16 protein-coding genes are annotated in these 20,520 nt (G+C 59.1%); 7 read left to right on the top strand and 9 right to left on the bottom strand.

The features are described from left to right. Window positions 1-23: 23 nt before the first annotated feature. From GTU76_RS28655 to cobA, 6 genes are all read left to right on the top strand, one after another. Window positions 24-1,235 (top strand): nitrate/nitrite transporter, encoded by a 1,212-nt coding sequence (locus GTU76_RS28655; protein ID WP_175554896.1) that lies wholly within the window; start codon window positions 24-26, stop codon window positions 1,233-1,235. A 7-nt stretch (window positions 1,236-1,242) separates the two neighbouring features. After that, window positions 1,243-2,913, top strand: coding sequence for a bifunctional protein-serine/threonine kinase/phosphatase (locus GTU76_RS28650; RefSeq protein ID WP_180700162.1), 1,671 nt, complete (start codon window positions 1,243-1,245; stop codon window positions 2,911-2,913). 422 nt (window positions 2,914-3,335) lie between these two features. Further along, window positions 3,336-5,789, top strand: a complete 2,454-nt coding sequence (gene nirB / locus GTU76_RS28645; protein ID WP_180700161.1) for a nitrite reductase large subunit NirB — start codon at window positions 3,336-3,338, stop codon at window positions 5,787-5,789. Further along, window positions 5,786-6,103, top strand: coding sequence for a nitrite reductase small subunit NirD (nirD, locus tag GTU76_RS28640; RefSeq protein WP_175554899.1), 318 nt, complete (start codon window positions 5,786-5,788; stop codon window positions 6,101-6,103). Before nirB ends, nirD begins: the two co-directional genes overlap by 4 nt. Further along, complete coding sequence (locus GTU76_RS28635) at window positions 6,103-8,817, top strand: nitrate reductase (RefSeq protein WP_180700160.1); 2,715 nt, start codon at window positions 6,103-6,105, stop codon at window positions 8,815-8,817. Before nirD ends, GTU76_RS28635 begins: the two co-directional genes overlap by 1 nt. A gap of 13 nt (window positions 8,818-8,830) precedes the next feature. Then, a complete protein-coding gene (gene cobA, locus GTU76_RS28630; protein WP_180700159.1) occupies window positions 8,831-9,589 on the top strand; it encodes a uroporphyrinogen-III C-methyltransferase in 759 nt (252 codons plus the stop codon). Between the two features lie 70 nt (window positions 9,590-9,659). Here the strand turns inward: cobA and GTU76_RS28625 are convergent, their stop codons facing one another. From GTU76_RS28625 to ppsA, 8 genes are all read right to left on the bottom strand, one after another. Next, window positions 9,660-10,694 (bottom strand): OmpA family protein, encoded by a 1,035-nt coding sequence (locus tag GTU76_RS28625; RefSeq protein ID WP_016985589.1) that lies wholly within the window; start codon window positions 10,692-10,694, stop codon window positions 9,660-9,662. 107 nt (window positions 10,695-10,801) lie between these two features. Beyond that, complete coding sequence (sigX, locus tag GTU76_RS28620) at window positions 10,802-11,392, bottom strand: RNA polymerase sigma factor SigX (protein ID WP_011333251.1); 591 nt, start codon at window positions 11,390-11,392, stop codon at window positions 10,802-10,804. A 90-nt stretch (window positions 11,393-11,482) separates the two neighbouring features. Beyond that, window positions 11,483-12,307 carry a mechanosensitive ion channel family protein gene (locus GTU76_RS28615; protein ID WP_007916401.1) on the bottom strand — a complete coding sequence of 275 codons (825 nt, stop codon included), beginning with the start codon at window positions 12,305-12,307 and terminating at the stop codon, window positions 11,483-11,485. Between the two features lie 2 nt (window positions 12,308-12,309). Then, the gene (locus GTU76_RS28610; RefSeq protein WP_008076827.1) at window positions 12,310-12,558 is read right to left on the bottom strand and encodes a hypothetical protein; all 249 of its coding nucleotides are present in this window, start codon (window positions 12,556-12,558) and stop codon (window positions 12,310-12,312) included. A 63-nt stretch (window positions 12,559-12,621) separates the two neighbouring features. After that, window positions 12,622-13,617: a zinc transporter ZntB gene (locus tag GTU76_RS28605; protein ID WP_175554902.1), complete on the bottom strand. Its 996-nt coding sequence runs from the start codon at window positions 13,615-13,617 to the stop codon at window positions 12,622-12,624. 22 nt (window positions 13,618-13,639) lie between these two features. Beyond that, window positions 13,640-14,131 (bottom strand): ribonuclease E activity regulator RraA, encoded by a 492-nt coding sequence (rraA, locus tag GTU76_RS28600; protein ID WP_175554903.1) that lies wholly within the window; start codon window positions 14,129-14,131, stop codon window positions 13,640-13,642. A gap of 226 nt (window positions 14,132-14,357) precedes the next feature. Then, window positions 14,358-15,347 (bottom strand): alpha/beta fold hydrolase, encoded by a 990-nt coding sequence (locus GTU76_RS28595; RefSeq protein ID WP_016985586.1) that lies wholly within the window; start codon window positions 15,345-15,347, stop codon window positions 14,358-14,360. 183 nt (window positions 15,348-15,530) lie between these two features. Further along, complete coding sequence (gene ppsA / locus GTU76_RS28590) at window positions 15,531-17,906, bottom strand: phosphoenolpyruvate synthase (protein WP_141129062.1); 2,376 nt, start codon at window positions 17,904-17,906, stop codon at window positions 15,531-15,533. Between the two features lie 174 nt (window positions 17,907-18,080). Between ppsA and ppsR the strand changes: the two genes are divergently transcribed. Continuing rightward, a complete protein-coding gene (ppsR, locus tag GTU76_RS28585) occupies window positions 18,081-18,899 on the top strand; it encodes a posphoenolpyruvate synthetase regulatory kinase/phosphorylase PpsR (protein ID WP_016985584.1) in 819 nt (272 codons plus the stop codon). A 120-nt stretch (window positions 18,900-19,019) separates the two neighbouring features. On the opposite strand, the gene GTU76_RS28580 is transcribed toward ppsR, so the two are convergent. Then, window positions 19,020-20,429 carry an aminotransferase-like domain-containing protein gene (locus GTU76_RS28580; protein WP_180700158.1) on the bottom strand — a complete coding sequence of 470 codons (1,410 nt, stop codon included), beginning with the start codon at window positions 20,427-20,429 and terminating at the stop codon, window positions 19,020-19,022. Window positions 20,430-20,520 lie beyond the last annotated feature (91 nt).

Here is a 20,520-nt window from a genome sequence, read left to right as displayed (position 1 = left end):
ACTCTTTTCAGCTGAGGTGCGCGATGAATTCAAGCTTCTGGAAATCCGGCCACACCCCGACCCTGTTCGCGGCCTTCCTCTATTTCGACCTGAGCTTCATGGTCTGGTACCTGCTCGGCCCGTTGGCGGTGCAGATTGCCGCTGATTTGCACCTGACCACCCAACAACGCGGCCTGGTCGTTGCCACGCCGATCCTCGCCGGCGCCGTACTGCGCTTCGTGATGGGCATGCTCGCCGATCGGTTGTCGCCGAAAACCGCCGGTCTGATCGGTCAGGTCATTGTGATTTGCGCGCTGTTCGGCGCCTGGAAAATCGGCATTCATAGCTACGAGCAGGCGTTGATACTCGGCCTGTTCCTCGGTATGGCTGGCGCTTCGTTCGCCGTCGCCCTGCCCTTGGCCTCGCAATGGTATCCACCGCAGCATCAGGGCAAAGCCATGGGCATTGCCGGTGCGGGCAACTCCGGCACCGTGTTCGCCGCGCTGCTCGCGCCGGTACTCGCCGCCGCGTTCGGCTGGAGCAATGTTTTCGGTTTCGCCCTGATCCCATTGATCCTGACGCTGGTGCTGTTTGCCTGGCTGGCGAAAAACGCGCCACAACGGCCGAAAGCCAAAGCCATGGCCGACTACTTCAAGGCGCTGGGCGACCGTGACAGCTGGTGGTTCATGTTTTTCTACAGCGTGACCTTCGGCGGCTTCATCGGGCTGGCCAGCGCCCTGCCCGGCTACTTCAACGATCAATACGGTTTGAGCCCGGTGACTGCCGGTTACTACACCGCTGCGTGCGTGTTCGGCGGCAGTCTGATGCGGCCGCTGGGTGGCGCGCTGGCTGATCGCTTCGGTGGCATTCGCACACTGCTGGCGATGTATACCGTTGCTGCCGTATGCATCGCCGCGGTCGGTTTCAACTTGCCGAGTTCCTACGCGGCGCTGGCACTTTTCGTCTGCACCATGCTCGGTTTAGGGGCAGGCAACGGCGCGGTTTTCCAACTGGTACCGCAGCGTTTTCGTCTGGAGATCGGCGTGATGACCGGACTGATCGGCATGGCCGGCGGCATCGGCGGTTTTGCCTTGGCGGCCGGCATGGGCGCGATCAAACAGAGCACCGGCAGCTATCAACTGGCCCTGTGGTTGTTTGCCAGCCTCGGCGTGTTGGCGTGGTTTGGCCTGCACGGCGTCAAGCGTCGCTGGAGAACCACCTGGGGCTCGGCAGCGGTGACGGCGGCGCGGGTCTGAACCGTCGATGGCCCTGCAATTGAGTTTTGCCGAAGCCAGCACCACCGGCCCGCGTGCAGAAAATCAGGACGCTTTGCGTTCGGTGACACCGGCTCCGGCGCTGGCGGCGAGCAAAGGTTATCTGTTCGCCATCGCCGACGGCGTCAGCCAGTGCGCCGATGGCGGGCTGGCGGCGCGTTCGACCTTGCAGGCCTTGGCGCTCGACTACTACGCCACGCCGGAAACCTGGAGCGTGGCGCAGGCGCTGGATCGTCTGCTGCTCGCGCAAAACCGCTGGTTGCAGGCCAACGGTGGCGGGCAACCGCTGCTCACCACGGTCAGCGCTTTGGTCATGCGTGGTCGGCGTTTTACCCTCGCCCACGTCGGCGATTGCCGGGTGTATCGCTGGCATGCCGACAGCTTGCAGCGGATCTCTGAGGATCATGTCTGGGATCAACCGGGCATGCAGCATGTGCTCAAACGCGCGCTGGGGCTGGATCAGCATCTGGTGCTGGATTTTCTCGACGGAGAGCTGCGTGACGGTGAAAGCTTTGTGCTGCTCAGTGACGGTGTCTGGTCGACGTTGGGTGACACCGCGATTGCGGCAATTCTGCGTGACCAGCCGGATCTGAGCAGTGCTGCGCAAACGCTGGTCAACGCGGCGCATCTGGCGGGGAGTCAGGACAATGCCAGTGCATTGCTGGTGCGGGTCGATGCGCTGGGTGAAGCGAATATCGGCGATGCATTGATTCATTTGCAGCAATGGCCCCTGCCGCCGCCGCTGAAACCCGGCCAGTCTTTCGAGGGCTGGCAGGTTCAGAGGATTGTCGCTCAGAGTCAGCAATCGCTGCTGTATCGGGTTTTCGATGGGCAAGGTCAGACATGGTTGCTGAAAACCCTGCCGTCGCGCAGCGCCGATGATCCTCACGCCGGGCAGGCGCTGCTGTCCGAGGAATGGTTCCTCAAACGCGTGGCCGGTCGGCATTTTCCTGAAGTCCATGGCTGCAATCAGCGTCAGCATTTGTACTACGTGATGCGGGAATATTCTGGGAAGACGCTGGCACAGCTGTTTCAACAGTCAGGCCCGTTGCCGTTGGCACAGTGGCAGGACATCGCCGAGCGCCTGCTGCGCGCGGTGGGGCTGCTGCATCGGCGGCAGATTCTGCATCGGGATATCAAACCGGAAAATCTGCACGTGGGTGACGATGGCGAACTGCGCCTGCTGGATTTTGGCCTGGCGTATTGTCCTGGCCTGTCCGAAGACGCGCCGTCGACGCTGCCCGGAACCCCCAGTTACATCGCCCCGGAAGCGTTTCGCGGCGATCCGCCGAGTGCGCAGCAGGATTTGTACGCGGTGGGCGTGACCTTGTATTTCTTGCTCACCGGGCATTTTCCCTATGGCGAGATCGAAGCATTTCAGCGACCCCGCTTTGGTCTGCCGGTAAGTGCCAGCCGTTATCGGCCGGACCTGCCGGAATGGCTGACACAAAGTCTGGAGCGCGGGGTGGCGGCGGATCCGCAGCAGCGTTTTGAAACGGCGGAAGAATGGTTGTTGGTGCTGGAACAGGGTGAGCGGCGCAGTTTGAGTGTGCGTCCTCGGCCCTTGTTGGAGCGAGAGCCGTTGAAGGTCTGGCGGTCCATGGCATTGGTGGCTTTGTTGGGGAATCTGGTGCTGCTGGTATTGCTGTTTCACAGTTAAATCGAGTCGCGCCATTCGCGAGCAAGCTCGCTCCCACATGGGATCTGTGGTGTTCACAAACCTCCTGTGGGAGCGAGCTTGCTCGCGAAGGCGCCCGCCCAATCACCAAAAATCCACCTTCCTGAATGCCCCACGAACGAGCAACCCGCTTCGAATCAGTGCAAAAAATCCATCCTCAAAATCCGTCACCCCCAATAAACCCGCCACCGCCCCCACTTGGCACAACCACTGCATTACCCCACTCAACACACACATAAAGCCCAACCTTCAACGGCGAAGGCTGCGCTTCCCGAGAGAACGGGACCAGGACAAAGGCGTCCTCGCTAGGCAACTAGCGGGACGCCTTTTTTTGTTTGCGCAAAATTTCTCGAGCAAGGCCTGACTGCCCACAAGAGGCCAGCCGCAGCTCCCCGGAGAACCTGATGAAAAAACTCAAACTGGTGATGATCGGCAATGGCATGGCCGGGGTCCGCACCCTCGAAGAACTGCTCAAGCTGAGCAACGAGCTGTACGACATCACGGTCTTCGGTGCCGAACCGCACACCAACTACAATCGCATCCTGCTTTCGCCGGTGCTGGCCGGTGAGCAGACCTTCGAAGAGATCGTGCTCAACGACCTCGACTGGTACCTGGAAAACAACATCAAGTTGCTGCTCAACCGCAAAGTGGTGGAGATCGACCGGGTCAAACGCCGGGTGATCGCCGAGGACGGCACCGAAGCCGAATACGATCGCCTGCTGATCGCCACCGGCTCGACGCCGTTCATCCTGCCAATCCCCGGCAACACCTTGCAGGGTGTGATCGGTTATCGCGACATCGCCGACACCCAAGCGATGATCGACACCGCCAAAACCCACAAGCACGCGGTGGTCATCGGTGGCGGTCTGCTCGGTCTCGAAGCCGCCAATGGCCTGATGCTGCGCGGCATGCACGTCACCGTGGTGCACATCGGTGAGTGGTTACTGGAACGTCAACTCGACAAAACCAGCGGCCAACTGCTGCAAAACGCCCTTGAATCCCGTGGCCTGCACTTCCGTCTGTGCGAACAGACTCAGGCGCTGCACGACGCAGGCAATGGCCGGGTCGGCTCGGTGCAGTTCAAGAACGGCGACATCATCCCCGCCGATCTGGTGGTAATGGCTGCCGGTATTCGTCCCAACACAGAATTGGCGGAAAAGGCCGGCATCCCGTGCAATCGCGGGATTCTGGTCAACGACACCCTGCAAACCTACGACCCACGTATTTATGCCATCGGTGAATGCGCCAGTCATCGCGGCATTGCCTACGGGCTGGTCGCGCCATTGTTCGAACAGGCCAAAGTCTGCGCCAATCACCTCGCACAACTGGGCTTCGCCCGTTATCAGGGGTCGGTGACGTCAACCAAATTGAAAGTCACCGGCATCGATCTGTTTTCCGCCGGCGACTTCATGGGCAGCGAAGGCACGGAAACCATCACCCTCTCCGACCCGATTGGCGGCGTGTACAAAAAACTGGTGATCAAGGATGACGTGCTGGTCGGCGCCTGTCTGTACGGCGATACGGCAGATGGCGGTTGGTATTTCCGCCAGATTCGTGAGAATCACGCCATCGGCGAGATCCGCGATCACCTGATGTTTGGCGAAAATGCATTAGGCGACGTAGGACATCAGGGCCAGGACAAAGCCATGGTCATGGCCGACACCGCCGAAGTCTGCGGTTGCAACGGCGTGTGCAAAGGCACCATCGTCAAAGCGATTCAGGAACATGGCCTGTTCAGCGTCGACGAGGTGAAGAAACACACCAAAGCGGCCAGCTCCTGCGGCTCCTGCGCCGGACTGGTCGAACAGATCCTGATCAACACCGTGGGTGGCGCAGCCGACGTCAAACCGAAAAGCGAAAAAGCCATTTGCGGTTGCAGCGACCTCAATCACGGGCAGATCCGCCAAGCCATTCGCGAGCAGCATCTGCTGACCATCGCCGGCACCATGAGTTACCTCAACTGGCGCACGCCGAACGGCTGCGCAACGTGCCGCCCAGCTCTCAACTATTACCTGATTTCCACCTGGCCCGGCGAAGCCAAGGACGATCCGCAATCGCGCCTGATCAATGAACGCGCACACGCCAACATCCAGAAGGACGGCACGTATTCGGTGGTGCCACGCATGTGGGGCGGCGTGACCAATCCTTCGGAACTGCGGCGGATTGCCGATGTGGCCGACAAGTACAACGTGCCGATGGTCAAGGTCACCGGCGGTCAGCGTATCGATTTGCTCGGCATCAAGAAGCAGGATCTGCCCGGCGTGTGGAAGGATCTCGACATGCCGTCCGGCCACGCTTACGGCAAATCCATCCGCACGGTAAAAACCTGCGTCGGCAGTGAGTTCTGCCGCTTCGGCACGCAGAACTCGACACAACTGGGCATCGAGCTTGAGCACGATCTGTTCAACATGTGGTCGCCGCATAAAGTAAAACTCGCGGTCTCCGGATGCCCACGCAACTGCTCGGAAGCGGGGATCAAAGACGTAGGAATTATCGGCGTCGACTCCGGCTGGGAGATGTACATCGGCGGTAACGGCGGGATCAAGACTGAAGTCGCCGAGTTCTTCGTCAAGCTGAAAACCGCCGAAGAAGTGCGCGAGTACAACGGCGCGTTCCTGCAGCTATATCGCGAAGAAGCCTTCTACCTCGAACGCACCGTGCACTACCTGCAACGGGTCGGCATGGAACACATCAAGAAAGCCGTGCTGGAAGACCCCGAGCGCCGCAAAGCGCTTAACGAGCGCCTGCAATTCTCCCTGTCGTTCGAACAAGACCCGTGGAAAGAACGTCTGGCGCAGCCGCAATTGAAGAAAGAATTCGACGTAATCCCCGTGAAAAATCTGGAGGTGCTGGCATGAACTGGCTGGATATCTGTGCCCTCGACGAGATCAATGCCCTCGGTTCGCGAATCATTGCCGGGCCGAGAGGTGACATTGCGATTTTTCGTACGAGCGACGACGAAGTTTTCGCCCTCGACGACCGCTGCCCGCACAAGGGTGGACCGTTGTCGCAAGGCTTGATCTACGGCAAACGCGTGGCCTGTCCGCTGCACAACTGGCAAATCGACCTCGAATCTGGCGAGGCGCAGGCGCCAGACATCGGTTGCGCGCACCATCACCCGGCGCGGGTCGAAAACGGTCGGGTGCAGTTGGCTCTGCGGGACGCCATCTGATGAACCGCCAGACGACCGCCTCGACCTGCTGTTATTGCGGGGTCGGCTGCGGCGTGCTGATCGAGCATGACGGCGAGCGCATTCTCGGCGTCAGCGGCGATCCGGCGCATCCGGCCAACTTCGGCAAACTGTGCAGCAAAGGCTCGACCCTGCACCTGACTGGCGACCTTGCCGCTCGCGCGCTGTACCCGGAACTGCGTCTGGGCAAAGGCCTGGCGCGCAGCCGCACGGACTGGGACACCGCGCTGGAGCATGCCGCCAACGTGTTCGCCGAGACCATCGCCGAGCACGGCCCCGACAGCGTGGCGTTCTATATCTCCGGACAGTTGCTGACCGAGGACTACTACGCCTTCAACAAGCTGGCACGGGCATTGGTCGGGACCAACAACATCGACAGCAATTCGCGCCTGTGCATGTCCTCAGCCGTGGTCGGCTACAAGCGCAGCCTCGGCGCCGACGCCCCGCCGTGCAGCTATGAGGATCTGGAACTCAGCGATTGCGTGATGATCGTCGGCAGTAACATGGCCTACGCCCATCCGGTACTTTTTCGTCGGCTGGAAGAGGCAAAGTCCCGCCGGCCACAGATGAAAGTCATCGTTATTGATCCACGGCGCACCGACACTTGCGACCTCGCCGATCTGCACCTGACGATTCTGCCCGGTACCGATGTCGCGTTGTTCCATGGGATTTTGCATCTGCTGTTGTGGGAAGACTGGATTGATCGCGACTTCGTCAAGGCGCACACCGATGGACTCGCCGAACTGAAGAACCTAGTGCGCGATTACACCCCGCAAATGGTTTCGCAGCTGTGCGGGATCAGTGTCGAGCAATTACAGCAATGCGCCGAATGGGTCGGCACTTCGCCGAGTTTTCTGTCGCTGTGGTGCATGGGTTTGAACCAGTCCACGGCTGGCAGCGCGAAGAACAGTGCACTGATCAATCTGCACTTGGCCACCGGACAAATCGGCCGTCCGGGCGCAGGACCTTTCTCCCTTACTGGTCAGCCAAATGCCATGGGCGGGCGCGAAACCGGAAGCTTATCGAATCTGTTGCCGGGACATCGTGAGGCGGCCAACCCTGAACACCGAGCTGAAGTGGCGGCTTATTGGGGTGTTGACCGCTTACCAGGTAGCACCGGGCTCAGCGCAATCGAACTGTTCGACCAGGTACGCAGCGGCAAGATCAAGGCGTTGTGGATTGCCTGTACCAACCCGGCGCAGTCGATGCCGGATCAGAGTGCGGTGCGCGCGGCGCTGGAAGCTTGCCCGTTTGTGGTTCTGCAAGAAGCCTTTCGCACCACCGAAACCGCAGCATTCGCCGATCTCCTGCTACCCGCCGCCAGTTGGGGCGAGAAAGAAGGTTGCGTGACCAATTCCGAGCGACGCATTTCCCACGTGCGCAAAGCCATCCTCCCACCGGGTGAAGCGCGAGCCGACTGGGCGATTACGGTAGATTTCGCACAGCGTCTGGAAAAACGTCTGCGCCCCGCAGCACCGAGCCTGTTTACCTTCAGCCAACCTGCGCAGTTGTTCGATGAATTCAAAGGACTAACGCACGGGCGGGATCTGGATATGTCCGGTATCAGTTATGCGCTGATCGACGAGCTCGGGCCACAGCAATGGCCCTTCCCTGTCGGCGCGCGGCAAGGAACGCCACGCCTGTACGAGGACGGGATTTTCCCAACTGCCAACGGACACGCTCAGTTCATCGCAGACCCTTATCGCGCCGCCAAAGAACAGCGTGATGCACGCTTTCCACTGACATTGATCACTGGACGCCTGCGTGATCAATGGCACGGTATGAGCCGCACCGGCACGGCGGCGCAGCTGTTCGGGCATGTCAGCGAAGCGGTGTTGAGTCTGCATCCAGACGAATTGCGCCGTCATCGCTTGCAGCCGGGTGATCTGGTCAATCTGAAAAGTCGTCGCGGCGCAGTGATTGTTGCGGTCGGCAGCGATGACAGTGTGCGTCCAGGGCAAGCGTTTCTACCGATGCACTGGGGCGACCGCTTTCTCAAGGGCGGCGTGAACAGCCTGACCCTGCCGGCCTTTGATCCACTGTCGAAACAACCGGAACTCAAACACAGCGGTGTGCGCCTGGAAGCGGTGAATCTGCCGTGGCAACTGTTCGCACTGATCGAGGGCGATGTTCAACGGCATTTCGAGACCCTACGACCGCTTTGCGAGGCATTTTCCTACGTGAGTCTCAGCCTTGTCGGACGTGAACGATCGGCATTGCTGATACGCGCTGCCAGCAACGAGGCGCCGAATCCACAATTATTGGCTCAGATCGACCAATGCCTGTCACTCATCGAAGGCCCGGTACTCGCTTATGACGATCCCCGTCGGGCTATCGGCAAGCGCGTACGCATTGAAAACGGCCGGATCACCGCGATCCGACTGGCCGGCGAAACCCTCGCCCGGCATTGGTTGCAAAGTTTGTGGCTGGAAGGCCGTGCGGACGAACAACTGCGGCGCTGGTTACTTGCACCGATGAGTGCGCCGCCGGGCAGTGCCGGGGCGCAGATCGCTGCGGATAAAACCCTGTGCAACTGCAAGAACGTCAGCCTCAACGCGGTCTGCGCCGGCATTCGCCAAGGGCTGGATCTGCAAGGTTTGAAAAACAATTTGGGCTGCGGCACGCAATGCGGCTCGTGTGTCCCGGAAATAAAACGTTTGCTGGCTGCCGATGTGCAGCCAGTCGCCGTCATCTGATGAGGAAAACACCATGAATGCAAAAGTCTGGCTGGTGGGCGCAGGTCCTGGTGATCCCGAACTGCTGACCCTCAAAGCGGTACGCGCCTTACGCGAAGCCGATGTGGTGCTGATCGATGATCTGGTCAACGACGCGGTTCTGGAGCACTGCCCCGCCGCGCGCATTATTGCGGTAGGCAAACGCGGCGGCTGCCGCTCAACACCGCAGGCGTTTATCCATCGACTGATGCTGCGTTACGCCCGCCAAGGCAAGTGTGTGGTGCGGCTCAAGGGCGGCGATCCGTGCATTTTCGGCCGCGGGGGTGAAGAAGCGCAGTGGCTGCGGGAGCGTGGGGTCGAGGTGGAGTTGGTCAATGGCATCACCGCCGGGCTGGCCGGGGCGACGCAGTGCGATATTCCGCTGACCTTGCGCGGTGTGGCCCGCGGGGTGACGCTGGTGACTGCACACACCCAGGACGACAGCCAATTGAACTGGCAGGCGCTGGCGCAGGGCGGTACGACGCTGGTGGTTTATATGGGTGTGGCCAAGCTGGGCGAGATTCGCGATCAGTTGCTGGCGGGCGGGATGGCGGCGGATACGCCGGTGGCGATGATCGAAAATGCGTCGTTGCCAGAGCAGCGCGAATGCCGCAGTGATCTGACGGCAATGAGTAACGACGCTTATGCGTTTGGATTGAAAAGCCCGGCGATTCTGGTGATCGGGGCGGTGGCGGCTGTTGTTGAAGATCAACGGATTTCAGCCTGCGGCAGCTCGTGCACAGGGGCTGCGTAGTCTTCGAAAGCCAAATCGCAGGCAAAGAAAAGCCCGGCCTAAGCCGGGCTTTTCTCAGAGCGGCAGCTAATTACTTAGCTTGAGCTTCAACCTGCGCTTCTACGCGACGGTTTACAGCGCGGCCAGCTTCAGTTTTGTTGTCAGCAACTGGGCGGGATTCGCCGTAGCCAACAGACTGAACGCGGGACGATTCAACACCGTACTGGTTGGTCAGAACTTGCTTAACGGCGTTTGCACGACGCTCGGACAGTTTCTGGTTGTAAGCGTCAGGACCGACGGAGTCAGTGTGACCTTCAACAGTAGTGGTGGTGGATGGGTACTGCTTCATGAAGTCAGCCAGGTTCTTGATGTCGCCGTAGCTGTTTGGCTTCACAACCGACTTGTCGAAGTCGAACTTAACGTCCAGCTCAACACGAACAACTTCAGCAACTGCTGGGCAGCCGTCAGCGTCAACAGTTACGTTGGCTGGGGTGTCCGGGCACTTGTCAACGTTGTCGCAAACGCCATCGTTGTCGCTGTCGGAGCAGACTTCAGCTGGTGCTGGAACTGGAGCAGCAGCAGGCTTGGAGCCGCCACCGAAGTTCACACCGATACCAACGCTAGGAGCCCACTCGGTGTCGCCCTGGTCGATGTTGTACTGAGCTTCAACGCCGGCACGGGCGTAGAAGTTCTCGGTGAAGTACAGCTTGGCACCAGCGCCCAGGTTGGCGAAGGTGGAGCGGTCACGACCGCCGGAACCGTTCTGACCGATGCTCTGATCGGAGAAACCAGCCGATACGTATGGACGCAGCATGTCGCCTGGGTTGTTGAAGTGGTACAGAGCGTCCAGAGCGGTGTTAGCGCCCTTGATGTTACGACCGTCGTCGGAACGCACGTTGTGCACTTCGTCATAGCCCAGACGCAGTTCAACGTCGTCGGTCAGGAAGTAACCGATCGAACCGCCGAACAGGTTGCCGTTGTTCTTGAAGTTACGAGCGCTGTCGAATTGTTCTTTCTTTGCGAAGCCTTCGATTTCAACTGCGCCTTGGCCTTGTGCCAGAGCGCCGAACGAAGTGGCGGCAATCAGAGAACCAATGGCCAAGCCCAAGGTGTTTTTCAGTTTCATCCGTTAAATCCCCATCTGGTGATTGTGAAGCAGTCCCGCAAACCGGGGGACAACTCGGCGGCAAGTCTATCAGAACTTGCCTACACGTAAGAGATATTTGCGCTGAACTAAGTTTCAGCAATGCCTGCAAATTTCTCACGCAATTTATCTAGAGCACGTTTGTAACGCATTTTTGTCGCACTCAAACCCATGTGCATGATGTCTGCGATCTCCTGAAATTCCAGCTCTGCGACAAATCGTAGCACCAGAATTTCACGGTCAATCGGGTTCACATACACCAGCCAGCGATCAAGCCCGCCCTTCTCCTCGGGTTTCGGCGCCTTTTCTTCGGACGCTTCCTCGAGGGGGTCAAGACTCAATGCGTCCATCAAGCGACGCTTTCGCCGTTCCTTCCGATACTGCGTAATACATTCGTTGTACGTGATGCTGTAGAGCCACGTTTTGAACTTCGATTTCCCCTCGAAGTTCTTCAGGCCATACAGCACCTTCAACATGACTTCCTGACAGACATCGTCTGCGTCGCGATCGTTCCCAAGATATCTCGCACAAACGTTAAATAATGTTCGCTGGTAACGCCGCATCAGTTCTTCATAGGCGCGCGTTACGTGAAAAAGCTCGGTATGCGAGCGCGCGACCAACTCCTCATCAGAGAGCTCGCGGGGGTCGTAGCGCGTGGATAGCGTTTGGGCTTTATTCAAAACAAGGCGTGCCGACAGTCAGGTCAATGTCCACCGCAACCAGCATCAGCTGGCATTTTGCGGCGGCATACATTAGCAGGGTTTGCCGGATTAGCGGCTACTCACATGCTGTTCCAGCAGGATCCGATTGGAAAGAGAGACTAGCTCACCCTCATCGGTCAGCAATGTGGTTTTAACCGTGCCGATCTCCTCGATCTGCCCTTCGACCTCGCCAACACGCACTTGTTGCCCAACCTGATACAACTCACGCACATAGATTCCCGCAAGAATCTGACCGGCAATTTCCCGGCTTCCCAAACCCATGGCCAGCGCAACCGCCAGACCAACGGTAATCAATACAATGACAATCACATGGTTCAGCAGGTCGGTTTTGACTTCGAGCTGACTGATTGCCACCGAGATACTGATGATGATCACCAGCCCCTGAGCTATCCGTCCAAGTCCCGAAGCGTAGTCCAGGCCCACACCTTCTGCCGCCCCGCGCACCAGCCCGTTGGCCAGTTGCGCCAGCAAAACACCTACCAGCAACACCAAGGCTGCGCCGAATACTTTCGGCAAATAGAGCGCCAACATATCCAGCGTAGCTGAAACTCGCTCAAGGCCAAGGGATTCTGCTGCCGAAACCAGAAAAATCAGCAGAACGAACCAGTAAACGATTTTGCCGATCAGGGTCGAGATCGGCACTTGCAGCCCGGCTCGCGACATCAATTTGGTCAGGCCGGTGCCACCCATCAGGCGATCAAGGCCCAGTTTGGCAAGCAGCTTGGACAGCAAGGTATCGAGCAGCTTGGCCACAACGAAACCCAACAGCAGCACGACCAGTGCGCCGAACAGGTTCGGAATGAAGTTGGCTACTTTGGTCCACAACGCAGTCATTGCAGTGACGAGGCTCTGAGTCCAGAGGTCGAGTTCCATATTCAATCAGCCTTATCAGCAGTGCGAGCGGTAGGTTTACGAAGACGGGAAACCGGCGAGACATGGGCCGATCCGTTATTCAGGGCGATCATCAGCGCGGGCAGCCAGCGGCCCAGCAGGCTGAACAGATCACCGGCGCCAACCTGGCGGTTGGCGGTTTTGAGTACGCGGCCCAGGCAGGCATCGTCGTCGCGGCTGGACGGCGAAGCGTTGAGCATGTCGCGCAAAGACTGTTCAAACGGATCGTGCATACGCACCTCTCGTGATGTCTGTGAAAGACGCGGGCAGATTTGGTCGGGTCACATGCGCCATGTTCAGACCCAGCGCAAACGACGGAATAACCACCACTGACCGAAGGCCAGGGCGAGCACCGTCAAACAGGCAATCAGGAAACCATAAGGACTGCTGGAGAATGGAATTCCGCCAACGTTGATGCCCAACAGGCCGGTGATGAAACTCATCGGCAAAAAGATGCAGGTGATGATGCCGAAGCGGTACATCGTGCGATTCATACGCTCGCTGAGGCGCCGGTCTTCAGCCTCCAGCACAAGCCCCACGCGCTCTCGGGTCAATTCGAGCTCTTCGAGATAGCGGGTCAGGCTGTTGTTCAATTCGTTCCAGTAATCGGCATCGTCATCGACAAACCACGGCAGTTTTATCCGCGTCAGTTGTCCGAAAATATCCCGCTGCGGCGCAAGAAAACGCTTCAGCCCGGCCGCCCGGCGACGGATGTGCAAAATGGCGCCATGCTCAGGGGTATACCGTTCGTCGGCATCCATCTTTTCTTCTTCCTCATCGGCGATTTCCGAGAGGCAAGTGACCAGATCCTGCACCTTGTTGGTGAGGAACTGCGCCAGATAAAGGATGAGTTCAGAAGAGGTTTTCGGGCCTTTGCCGTCGCTCAACAGCGCCAGCAGCTCATCGGTGGCGCGCAATGGGCGCAGACGCAGGGAAATCACTCGCTGGGCGGAAGCAAAAATCCGCACCGAAACCATGTCTTCCGGCTCGGCGCCCGGGTTGAGATTGACCCCGCGCAGAAACAGCAGCAACTCGGCATCCGGCAGCGGCAACAGGCGCGGACGCGTGTTCTCTTCCAGCAGCAAATCGCAGGTGAATTCGTTGAGACCGCTGGATTTGCGCAGCCAGGTCTGGGTCTGCGGATGGCTGCGATCCCAATGCAGCCACAGGCTTTCATGGGCCTGCAACTGCAAATCGTCGAGCTCAGTCCGGGCTATCGAACGCGCACCGCCTTTTCCGTCCAGCACCAGGGCATGCACCAGCCCCCACTGCGCGTTTTCTTCCTCGAACATCCGCATCCCTTTGTCGAAAAGCTTATTCAGGCATTTTCAGCGGGTTAGGCGAGACGATCACGCCGTTGTTGTCCGCATAAATGTATTGACCCGGGTGGAACGTCACGCCGGCAAACGTCACCGCGACGTTGAGGTCACCAATGCCGCGTTTTTCGGTTTTCATCGGATGGCTGGCCAGCGCCTGCACACCCAGATCGGTCTGGGCAATGACGTCGACATCACGGATGCAGCCGTAGATCACCAGCCCTTCCCAGCCATTTTTGGCGGCTTTCTCGGCAATCATGTCGCCCAGCAGCGCGCGACGCAGCGAACCGCCGCCATCGACCACCAGCACCTTGCCGTTGCCTTTGAGTTCGGCCTGCTCCTTGACCAGCGAGTTGTCTTCGAAGCATTTGATGGTCACGATTTCGCCGCCGAAAGAATCACGGCCACCGAAATTGCTGAACATCGGTTCCAGCACCTGCACCAGCTCCGGATAGGCGTCGCACAGGTCAGGCGTAAGGTAATGGTTCATCGAAAAACTCCTGTAAAAAGCAAGACGATCAAGGATGCCGCGTTCTGAAGAGACGAGTTCCGGTGGTCGCTGTTTACCTTAGCTCATTGAATGTTGGCTGAATGAACCTGAACAAACGCTGAAACGTAATCGCTAAGCTGCCACCGAATATGACCAGAACCGCACAATTCGTCATATCTTAGCCGCAAGCCAACCCGAACGAAATGCCCTTTTCAGGGCCTCCCTCTCAGACCGCAGCAGCCAAATCCGGCTTCTCGCCCAACAACGGCGCGCGCTGATCGTTCAACCAACGCGCCACCAATGGCCATACCTCAGTCTGCGCGGCTTTGCTCACCAACATTTCAACATGACCGAAATTATCGTTGAAGCCCTGCTCGCGGCCCAGATTGACGAACTGCTTGTGCTCCGAGCCGATCTGCTCGAACAACTTGCGACAGGCCCAGGCCGGATCCTGGTGATCCCCGGCTGCGGTCACCGCCAGCACTGGCACTTGAACGTCGGCCAGACCCGCCCACCAATCCTTGTCCTTGTCACCGAAGCGGCCGAACAGGCCGTACCAGCGCATGCTTTCCAGCGCCAGGCCGATTGGTTCATCTTCCGGACCACGTTTAAGCCGCGAGCCCGACAGTTGCGCGAAGCGCTTGAGAATGAAGCGGCTGCTCCACTCCACTGGCGGGATTTTCAGCGGCCAGTATGTGCGGCTGACCTGGGTGCCGAAAAATGCCGCCGAAGCCACCGCCGGCTCGCCCAAGTACTCGCCACCGAGCGCCGCAGCTAAAGTGATGCCGCCCAGCGAATGGCCGATCCAGTGCGGAACCTGCCCGCTCTGCTCACGCACGAACGCGGCAATCGCCGGCAGATCGTATCGCGCATAGTCGGCGACACGGTTGCGGCGGTATTCCTCGTTGCGCTGCGACAGGCCGTGACCGCGCATCTCCGGAATCCACACATCGAAACCCAGACGCGTCAAATACGCGCCCAGCCCCAGACCTTTGGGTGAAAACCAGAAACGTCGATTGGAAAAACTGCCGTGCAGCAAAATCACCGGCACACCGCGAGGCGCCGAGTCATCGGCCATGCCCAACCGGGTCACAGCGATTTCAACGGACCAGTCGGGACTGTTGCCGGGTTTCAAGCGATACACATCTTCGCTCAGATCACCGCGCCGTTCGGCGCTGATCAGGGCGACAGGAAATAGGTCACTGCTGCTTTGCATAATGCTCTTGCACAAAAAAGGGCGGCATCTACAGGAGCCCGCCCTACTTGAATCTCAAAATCCTGCCCTTGCAGGAGCGAGCCTGCTCGCGAAATCGGCGTATCAGCCAACATCCATGGCGGATGTTGCTCCGTCTTCGCGAGCAAGCTCGCTCCCACAGGGAGCGGGCCGTTCACATACTTATCAGGCCGGCGCCTGGCCTTCGGCGAGGAAGAACCAGGTTTCCAGCACGGTATCCGGGTTCAGCGACACGCTTTCGATGCCCTGTTCCATCAGCCACTTGGCCAGATCCGGGTGGTCCGAAGGACCCTGACCGCAGATACCGATGTACTTGCCGGCCTTGTTGCACGCGGCAATCGCGTTGGCCAACAGCTTCTTGACCGCCGGATTACGCTCGTCGAACAGATGCGCGATGATACCGGAATCGCGGTCCAGGCCCAGCGTCAACTGAGTCAGGTCGTTGGAACCGATCGAGAAACCGTCGAAGAATTCGAGGAATTCTTCAGCGAGGATCGCGTTGGAAGGCAGTTCGCACATCATGATCACGCGCAGACCGTTCTCGCCGCGCTTCAAGCCATTTTCGGCGAGCAGATCGACCACCTGGCTGGCTTCGCCCAGAGTACGGACGAACGGCACCATGATTTCGACGTTGGTCAGGCCCATCTCGTTGCGCACGCGTTTCAGCGCGCGGCATTCGAGTTCGAAGCAGTCACGGAACGATTCGCTGATGTAACGCGAAGCGCCACGGAAGCCCAGCATCGGGTTTTCTTCTTCCGGCTCGTACAGCTTGCCGCCGATCAGGTTGGCGTATTCGTTGGACTTGAAGTCCGACAGACGCACGATGACTTTTTTCGGCGTGAACGCTGCGGCGAGGGTGCTGATGCCTTCGACCAGTTTGTCGACGTAGAAGTCGACCGGGTCGTTGTAACCGGCGATACGCTTGTCGACGCTGTCCTTGATTTCCTGTGGCAGCCCGTCGTAGTTCAACAGCGCTTTCGGGTGGACGCCGATCATGCGGTTGATGATGAATTCCAGACGGGCCAGACCGACACCGGCGTTCGGCAGTTGCGCGAAGTCGAAAGCGCGGTCCGGGTTGCCGACGTTCATCATGATCTTGAACGGCAGCTCCGGCATGGCGTCGACGGAGTTCTTCTTGATGTCGAAGCCCAGTTCGCCTTCGAAGATGTAACCGGTGTCGCCTTCAGCGCAGGACACGGTCACGCCTTGGCCATCCTTCAGCAGTTGGGTGGCGTTGCCGCATCCGACCACTGCCGGAATACCCAGCTCGCGAGCGATGATCGCTGCGTGGCAGGTACGGCCGCCACGGTTGGTGACGATGGCGCTGGCGCGCTTCATCACCGGTTCCCAGTCCGGGTCGGTCATATCGGAAACCAGCACGTCGCCCGGCTGGACTTTGTCCATCTCGGAGACGTCCTTGATGATGCGCACTTTACCGGCGCCGATGCGCTGGCCAATCGCACGACCTTCCACCAGCACGGTGCCGGTTTCTTTCAGCAGGTAACGTTCCATGACGTTGGCCTGGGTGCGGCTTTTCACGGTTTCCGGACGCGCCTGCACGATGTACAACTGGCCGTCGTCACCGTCCTTGGCCCACTCGATGTCCATCGGGCAGCCGTAGTGCTTTTCGATGATCATCGCTTGCTTGGCCAGTTCGCTGACTTCAGCGTCGGTCAGGCAGAAACGCGCGCGCTCAGCCTTGTCGACGTCGACGGTCTTGACCGAACGACCGGCCTTGGCCTCGTCGCCGTAGATCATCTTGATGGCTTTGCTGCCCAGATTGCGACGCAGGATCGCCGGGCGACCGGCCTCCAGCGTGCCCTTGTGCACGTAGAATTCGTCGGGGTTGACCGCGCCTTGAACGACGGTTTCGCCCAGGCCGTAAGCGCCGGTGATGAACACCACGTCACGGAAACCGGATTCGGTATCGAGGGTGAACATCACGCCGGCAGTGCCGGTTTCCGAACGCACCATGCGCTGCACGCCAGCCGACAGGGCGACCAGTTTGTGGTCGAAGCCCTGGTGCACGCGGTAGGAAATTGCACGGTCGTTGAACAGCGAAGCGAACACCTCTTTGGCGGCGCGGATAACGTTTTCCACACCACGGATGTTCAGGAAGGTTTCCTGCTGACCGGCGAACGAGGCGTCCGGCAAGTCTTCGGCGGTGGCGGAAGAACGCACAGCCACGGCCACGTCAGGGTTGCCGGCCGACAGCGCGGCGAACGCGGTGCGGATTTCGGCATTCAGTTTTTCAGGGAATTCGGCTTCCATGATCCATTGACGGATCTGTGCGCCGGTTTTGGCCAGGGCGTTGACGTCGTCGACGTCGAGCGCATCGAGGGCCGCGTGGATCTGGTCGTTGAGGCCGCTCAGTTCGAGGAAATCACGATAAGCCTGAGCCGTCGTGGCGAAACCGCCGGGGACCGAAACACCGGCGCCTGCCAGGTTACTGATCATCTCGCCCAGGGATGCGTTCTTGCCCCCCACATGCTCAACATCGTGTTTGCCGAGCTTATCGAGGGAAACTACGTACTCTACCAAGGTGATCTCTCCACTAACTGTGTTGGAAAAGCTCAGAAACCGGCGGCCCGGGGGAGCCTTGGCCGGTTGTATGGCCTGGACCTGGAAAATAAGTGAGAATGCGGGCCAGTCGCGGCCGACAAATCGCGCCTATCATATCCAGAAATGCTCATTAGCTTAAGGCCCAAGGTGCAAATGAAACGATCTGCTTTCTTCATCTCCGATGGCACCGGCATTACCGCCGAAACCCTGGGTCAAAGCCTTCTGGCGCAGTTCGAAAACATTACCTTCAGCAAATTCACGCGACCGTACATCGACAGCGTTGAAAAAGCGCGGGCCATGGTACAACAAATCAACAAAGCCGCTGAAACCGACGGCTTTCGCCCGATCATCTTCGACACCATCGTCAATCAGGACATCCGTGAGATTCTCGCAACGTCCAATGGTTTCATGATCGACATTTTCTCGACCTTCCTCGCCCCGCTTGAGCAGGAACTGACCGAGCATTCTTCCTACACCGTCGGCAAGTCCCACTCGATCGGGCACAACTCCAATTACATGGAGCGTATCGAGGCGGTGAACTTCGCCCTCGACAACGACGACGGGGCGCGCACGCACTATTACGACAAAGCCGACCTGATACTAGTGGGCGTGTCGCGATGCGGCAAAACGCCGACGTGTCTGTACATGGCCATGCAATTCGGCATCCGCGCGGCCAACTATCCGCTGACCGAAGACGACATGGAACGTCTGACCTTGCCGAACGCCCTGCGCGCCCATCAGCACAAGCTGTTCGGCCTGACCATCGACCCGGATCGCCTCACCGCGATCCGCAACGAGCGCAAGCCCAACAGCCGCTATTCGAGCTACGCCCAGTGCGAATTCGAAGTGCGCGAAGTGGAGAATCTGTTCCGCCGCGAGAACATCCCGAACATCAACTCCACGCATTTTTCGGTGGAAGAGATTTCGGCGAAGATTCTGGTGGAGAAAGGTGTGGAGCGGCGGTTCAAATAGATTTGTGGTGTCTGGGCTGACGCCTTCGCGAGCAAGCTCGCTCCCACAGGGTTCTCGGGTGTTTGCACATTTTGCATTCACCCCCCCCCTTGTGGGAGCGAGCCTGCTCGCGAAGAACGATTACACGGTGTCTGTTAATGCATTCGCCAAAGCCTCAAACCCTGCGAGCAGCAAGCGATCATCCCCCACCGCATTGCACACACTCACCCGAATAAACTGCGGCACCGCTGAATGCCCGACCGCAAACGCTTCAGCCGTGGCGACCAGATAGTTGTTCTCCTTCAACTCCGCCGCAATCTGCGACGCCCGCCACAGCTCAGGCACTTCCACCCAAAAGTGCGGGCTGTAAGGGTGAGTCTTGTAATTCAAACCCTGCAGAACCGGCGCCACCAAAGCCTTGCGCCGAGCGATCTCGCTGATCTGTTCGTCCAGCAAACGCTCGGCCATGCCGCTTTCGATCCACAGACTGGCCACTTCCATCGAGAGCGGATTGGCCATCCAGCACGTTGCGCGAATGGCCGCACTCAAACGCCCGATCAACGCTTGCGGCGCGTGCAGATAACCGACGCGCAAACCCGCTGAAACGGCCTTGCTCAGACTGCCGATCAATACCGAACGCTCCGGCGCGAAATAACTCAGCGGCAACGGGCGCTGACGGTCCAGAACCGCATGGGCTTCGTCTTCGATAATCAGCAAATTGTGCTGGCGGCAGATATCGGCAATCGCCTCGCGCCGTGAGATCGACATGACTGCAGCCGTAGGATTCTGGATCGTCGGCGTGCAATACACCGCCGAAACCCGATGCTGACGGCAGATGTCCTCCAGTGCCGACGGCAACAATCCTTCGTCATCCAGCGCGGCACCGATCAGTTTTATCCCCAGCTGACGTGCGACGCCGATCAACCCTGGGTAGGACAAATACTCGGTGACCACCGTGTCGCCGGCCTTGAGCAAACCCATCAACGCGCACAGCAGTCCATGTTGGCCACCGTTGACGCACAACACCTGATCGGCGTGCGGGACAAATGCCCCGTGCTGCAACCAGACCGCCCCCGCCACACGATGCCGTGCCAGCCCAGCTTCAGCGGTGTAGCCGGTCAATTGCTGCAAAACGCGCGGATCGCTGGCCAACTCCTGCAGGCTCTGGCTCATGAACGCCGCTTCCTGCCCTGGCATCGGTTGATTGCGGCTCATGTCGAAACAGGCTGAAGGCTCATCACTGACATTGCGAAAGCCTTTGTCCTGCGGCCGCTCCATCCCGCGCTGACAGACGTAGGTGCCATCTCCTACGCGAGCAACCACCAGTCCGACACGCTCAAGCTCACCGTAGGCACGGCTGATGGTGCCGATGGTCACTCCCAGGCTGTCCGCCAGCAAACGGTGCGGCGGCAACTTGCATCCTGCATCGATAACGCCTTCATCGATGGCTTGCGCGACTGCATCCGCTAGACGTTTGTATTTCACGCCCACGCCGTTGACGAGGCCGTCGCGGAGGATTGACACCATGGCAATACTTACTTTGACAGTCATTGTCACCCCGAATAGCGTGCTTTAAACAGGTTCAATCATGAATAGACCGTTTCCGCTACAAGGTCAATTCCACAGTTTCGGAGCACGCCAC

Origin of the sequence: Pseudomonas crudilactis, from assembly GCF_013433315.1 — a bacterium.
Taxonomy (GTDB): Bacteria; Pseudomonadota; Gammaproteobacteria; order Pseudomonadales; family Pseudomonadaceae; genus Aquipseudomonas; species Aquipseudomonas crudilactis.
The sequence above is the reverse complement of the archived record's forward strand: the minus strand, read 5'-3'. Positions and strand labels throughout refer to the sequence as shown.

Coding starts and splice junctions, on each gene's coding strand:
- nirD (WP_175554899.1), top strand. CDS start 5,786: ATGAACTGGCTGGATATCTGTGCCCTCGACGAGATCAATGCCCTCGGT.
- ppsR (WP_016985584.1), top strand. CDS start 18,081: ATGAAACGATCTGCTTTCTTCATCTCCGATGGCACCGGCATTACCGCC.
- GTU76_RS28655 (WP_175554896.1), top strand. CDS start 24: ATGAATTCAAGCTTCTGGAAATCCGGCCACACCCCGACCCTGTTCGCG.
- rraA (WP_175554903.1), bottom strand. CDS start 14,131: ATGAACCATTACCTTACGCCTGACCTGTGCGACGCCTATCCGGAGCTG.
- GTU76_RS28625 (WP_016985589.1), bottom strand. CDS start 10,694: ATGAAACTGAAAAACACCTTGGGCTTGGCCATTGGTTCTCTGATTGCC.
- GTU76_RS28635 (WP_180700160.1), top strand. CDS start 6,103: ATGAACCGCCAGACGACCGCCTCGACCTGCTGTTATTGCGGGGTCGGC.
- GTU76_RS28595 (WP_016985586.1), bottom strand. CDS start 15,347: ATGCAAAGCAGCAGTGACCTATTTCCTGTCGCCCTGATCAGCGCCGAA.
- GTU76_RS28650 (WP_180700162.1), top strand. CDS start 1,243: ATGGCCCTGCAATTGAGTTTTGCCGAAGCCAGCACCACCGGCCCGCGT.
- GTU76_RS28615 (WP_007916401.1), bottom strand. CDS start 12,307: ATGGAACTCGACCTCTGGACTCAGAGCCTCGTCACTGCAATGACTGCG.
- GTU76_RS28610 (WP_008076827.1), bottom strand. CDS start 12,558: ATGCACGATCCGTTTGAACAGTCTTTGCGCGACATGCTCAACGCTTCG.
- cobA (WP_180700159.1), top strand. CDS start 8,831: ATGAATGCAAAAGTCTGGCTGGTGGGCGCAGGTCCTGGTGATCCCGAA.
- nirB (WP_180700161.1), top strand. CDS start 3,336: ATGAAAAAACTCAAACTGGTGATGATCGGCAATGGCATGGCCGGGGTC.
- GTU76_RS28605 (WP_175554902.1), bottom strand. CDS start 13,617: ATGTTCGAGGAAGAAAACGCGCAGTGGGGGCTGGTGCATGCCCTGGTG.
- GTU76_RS28580 (WP_180700158.1), bottom strand. CDS start 20,429: ATGACTGTCAAAGTAAGTATTGCCATGGTGTCAATCCTCCGCGACGGC.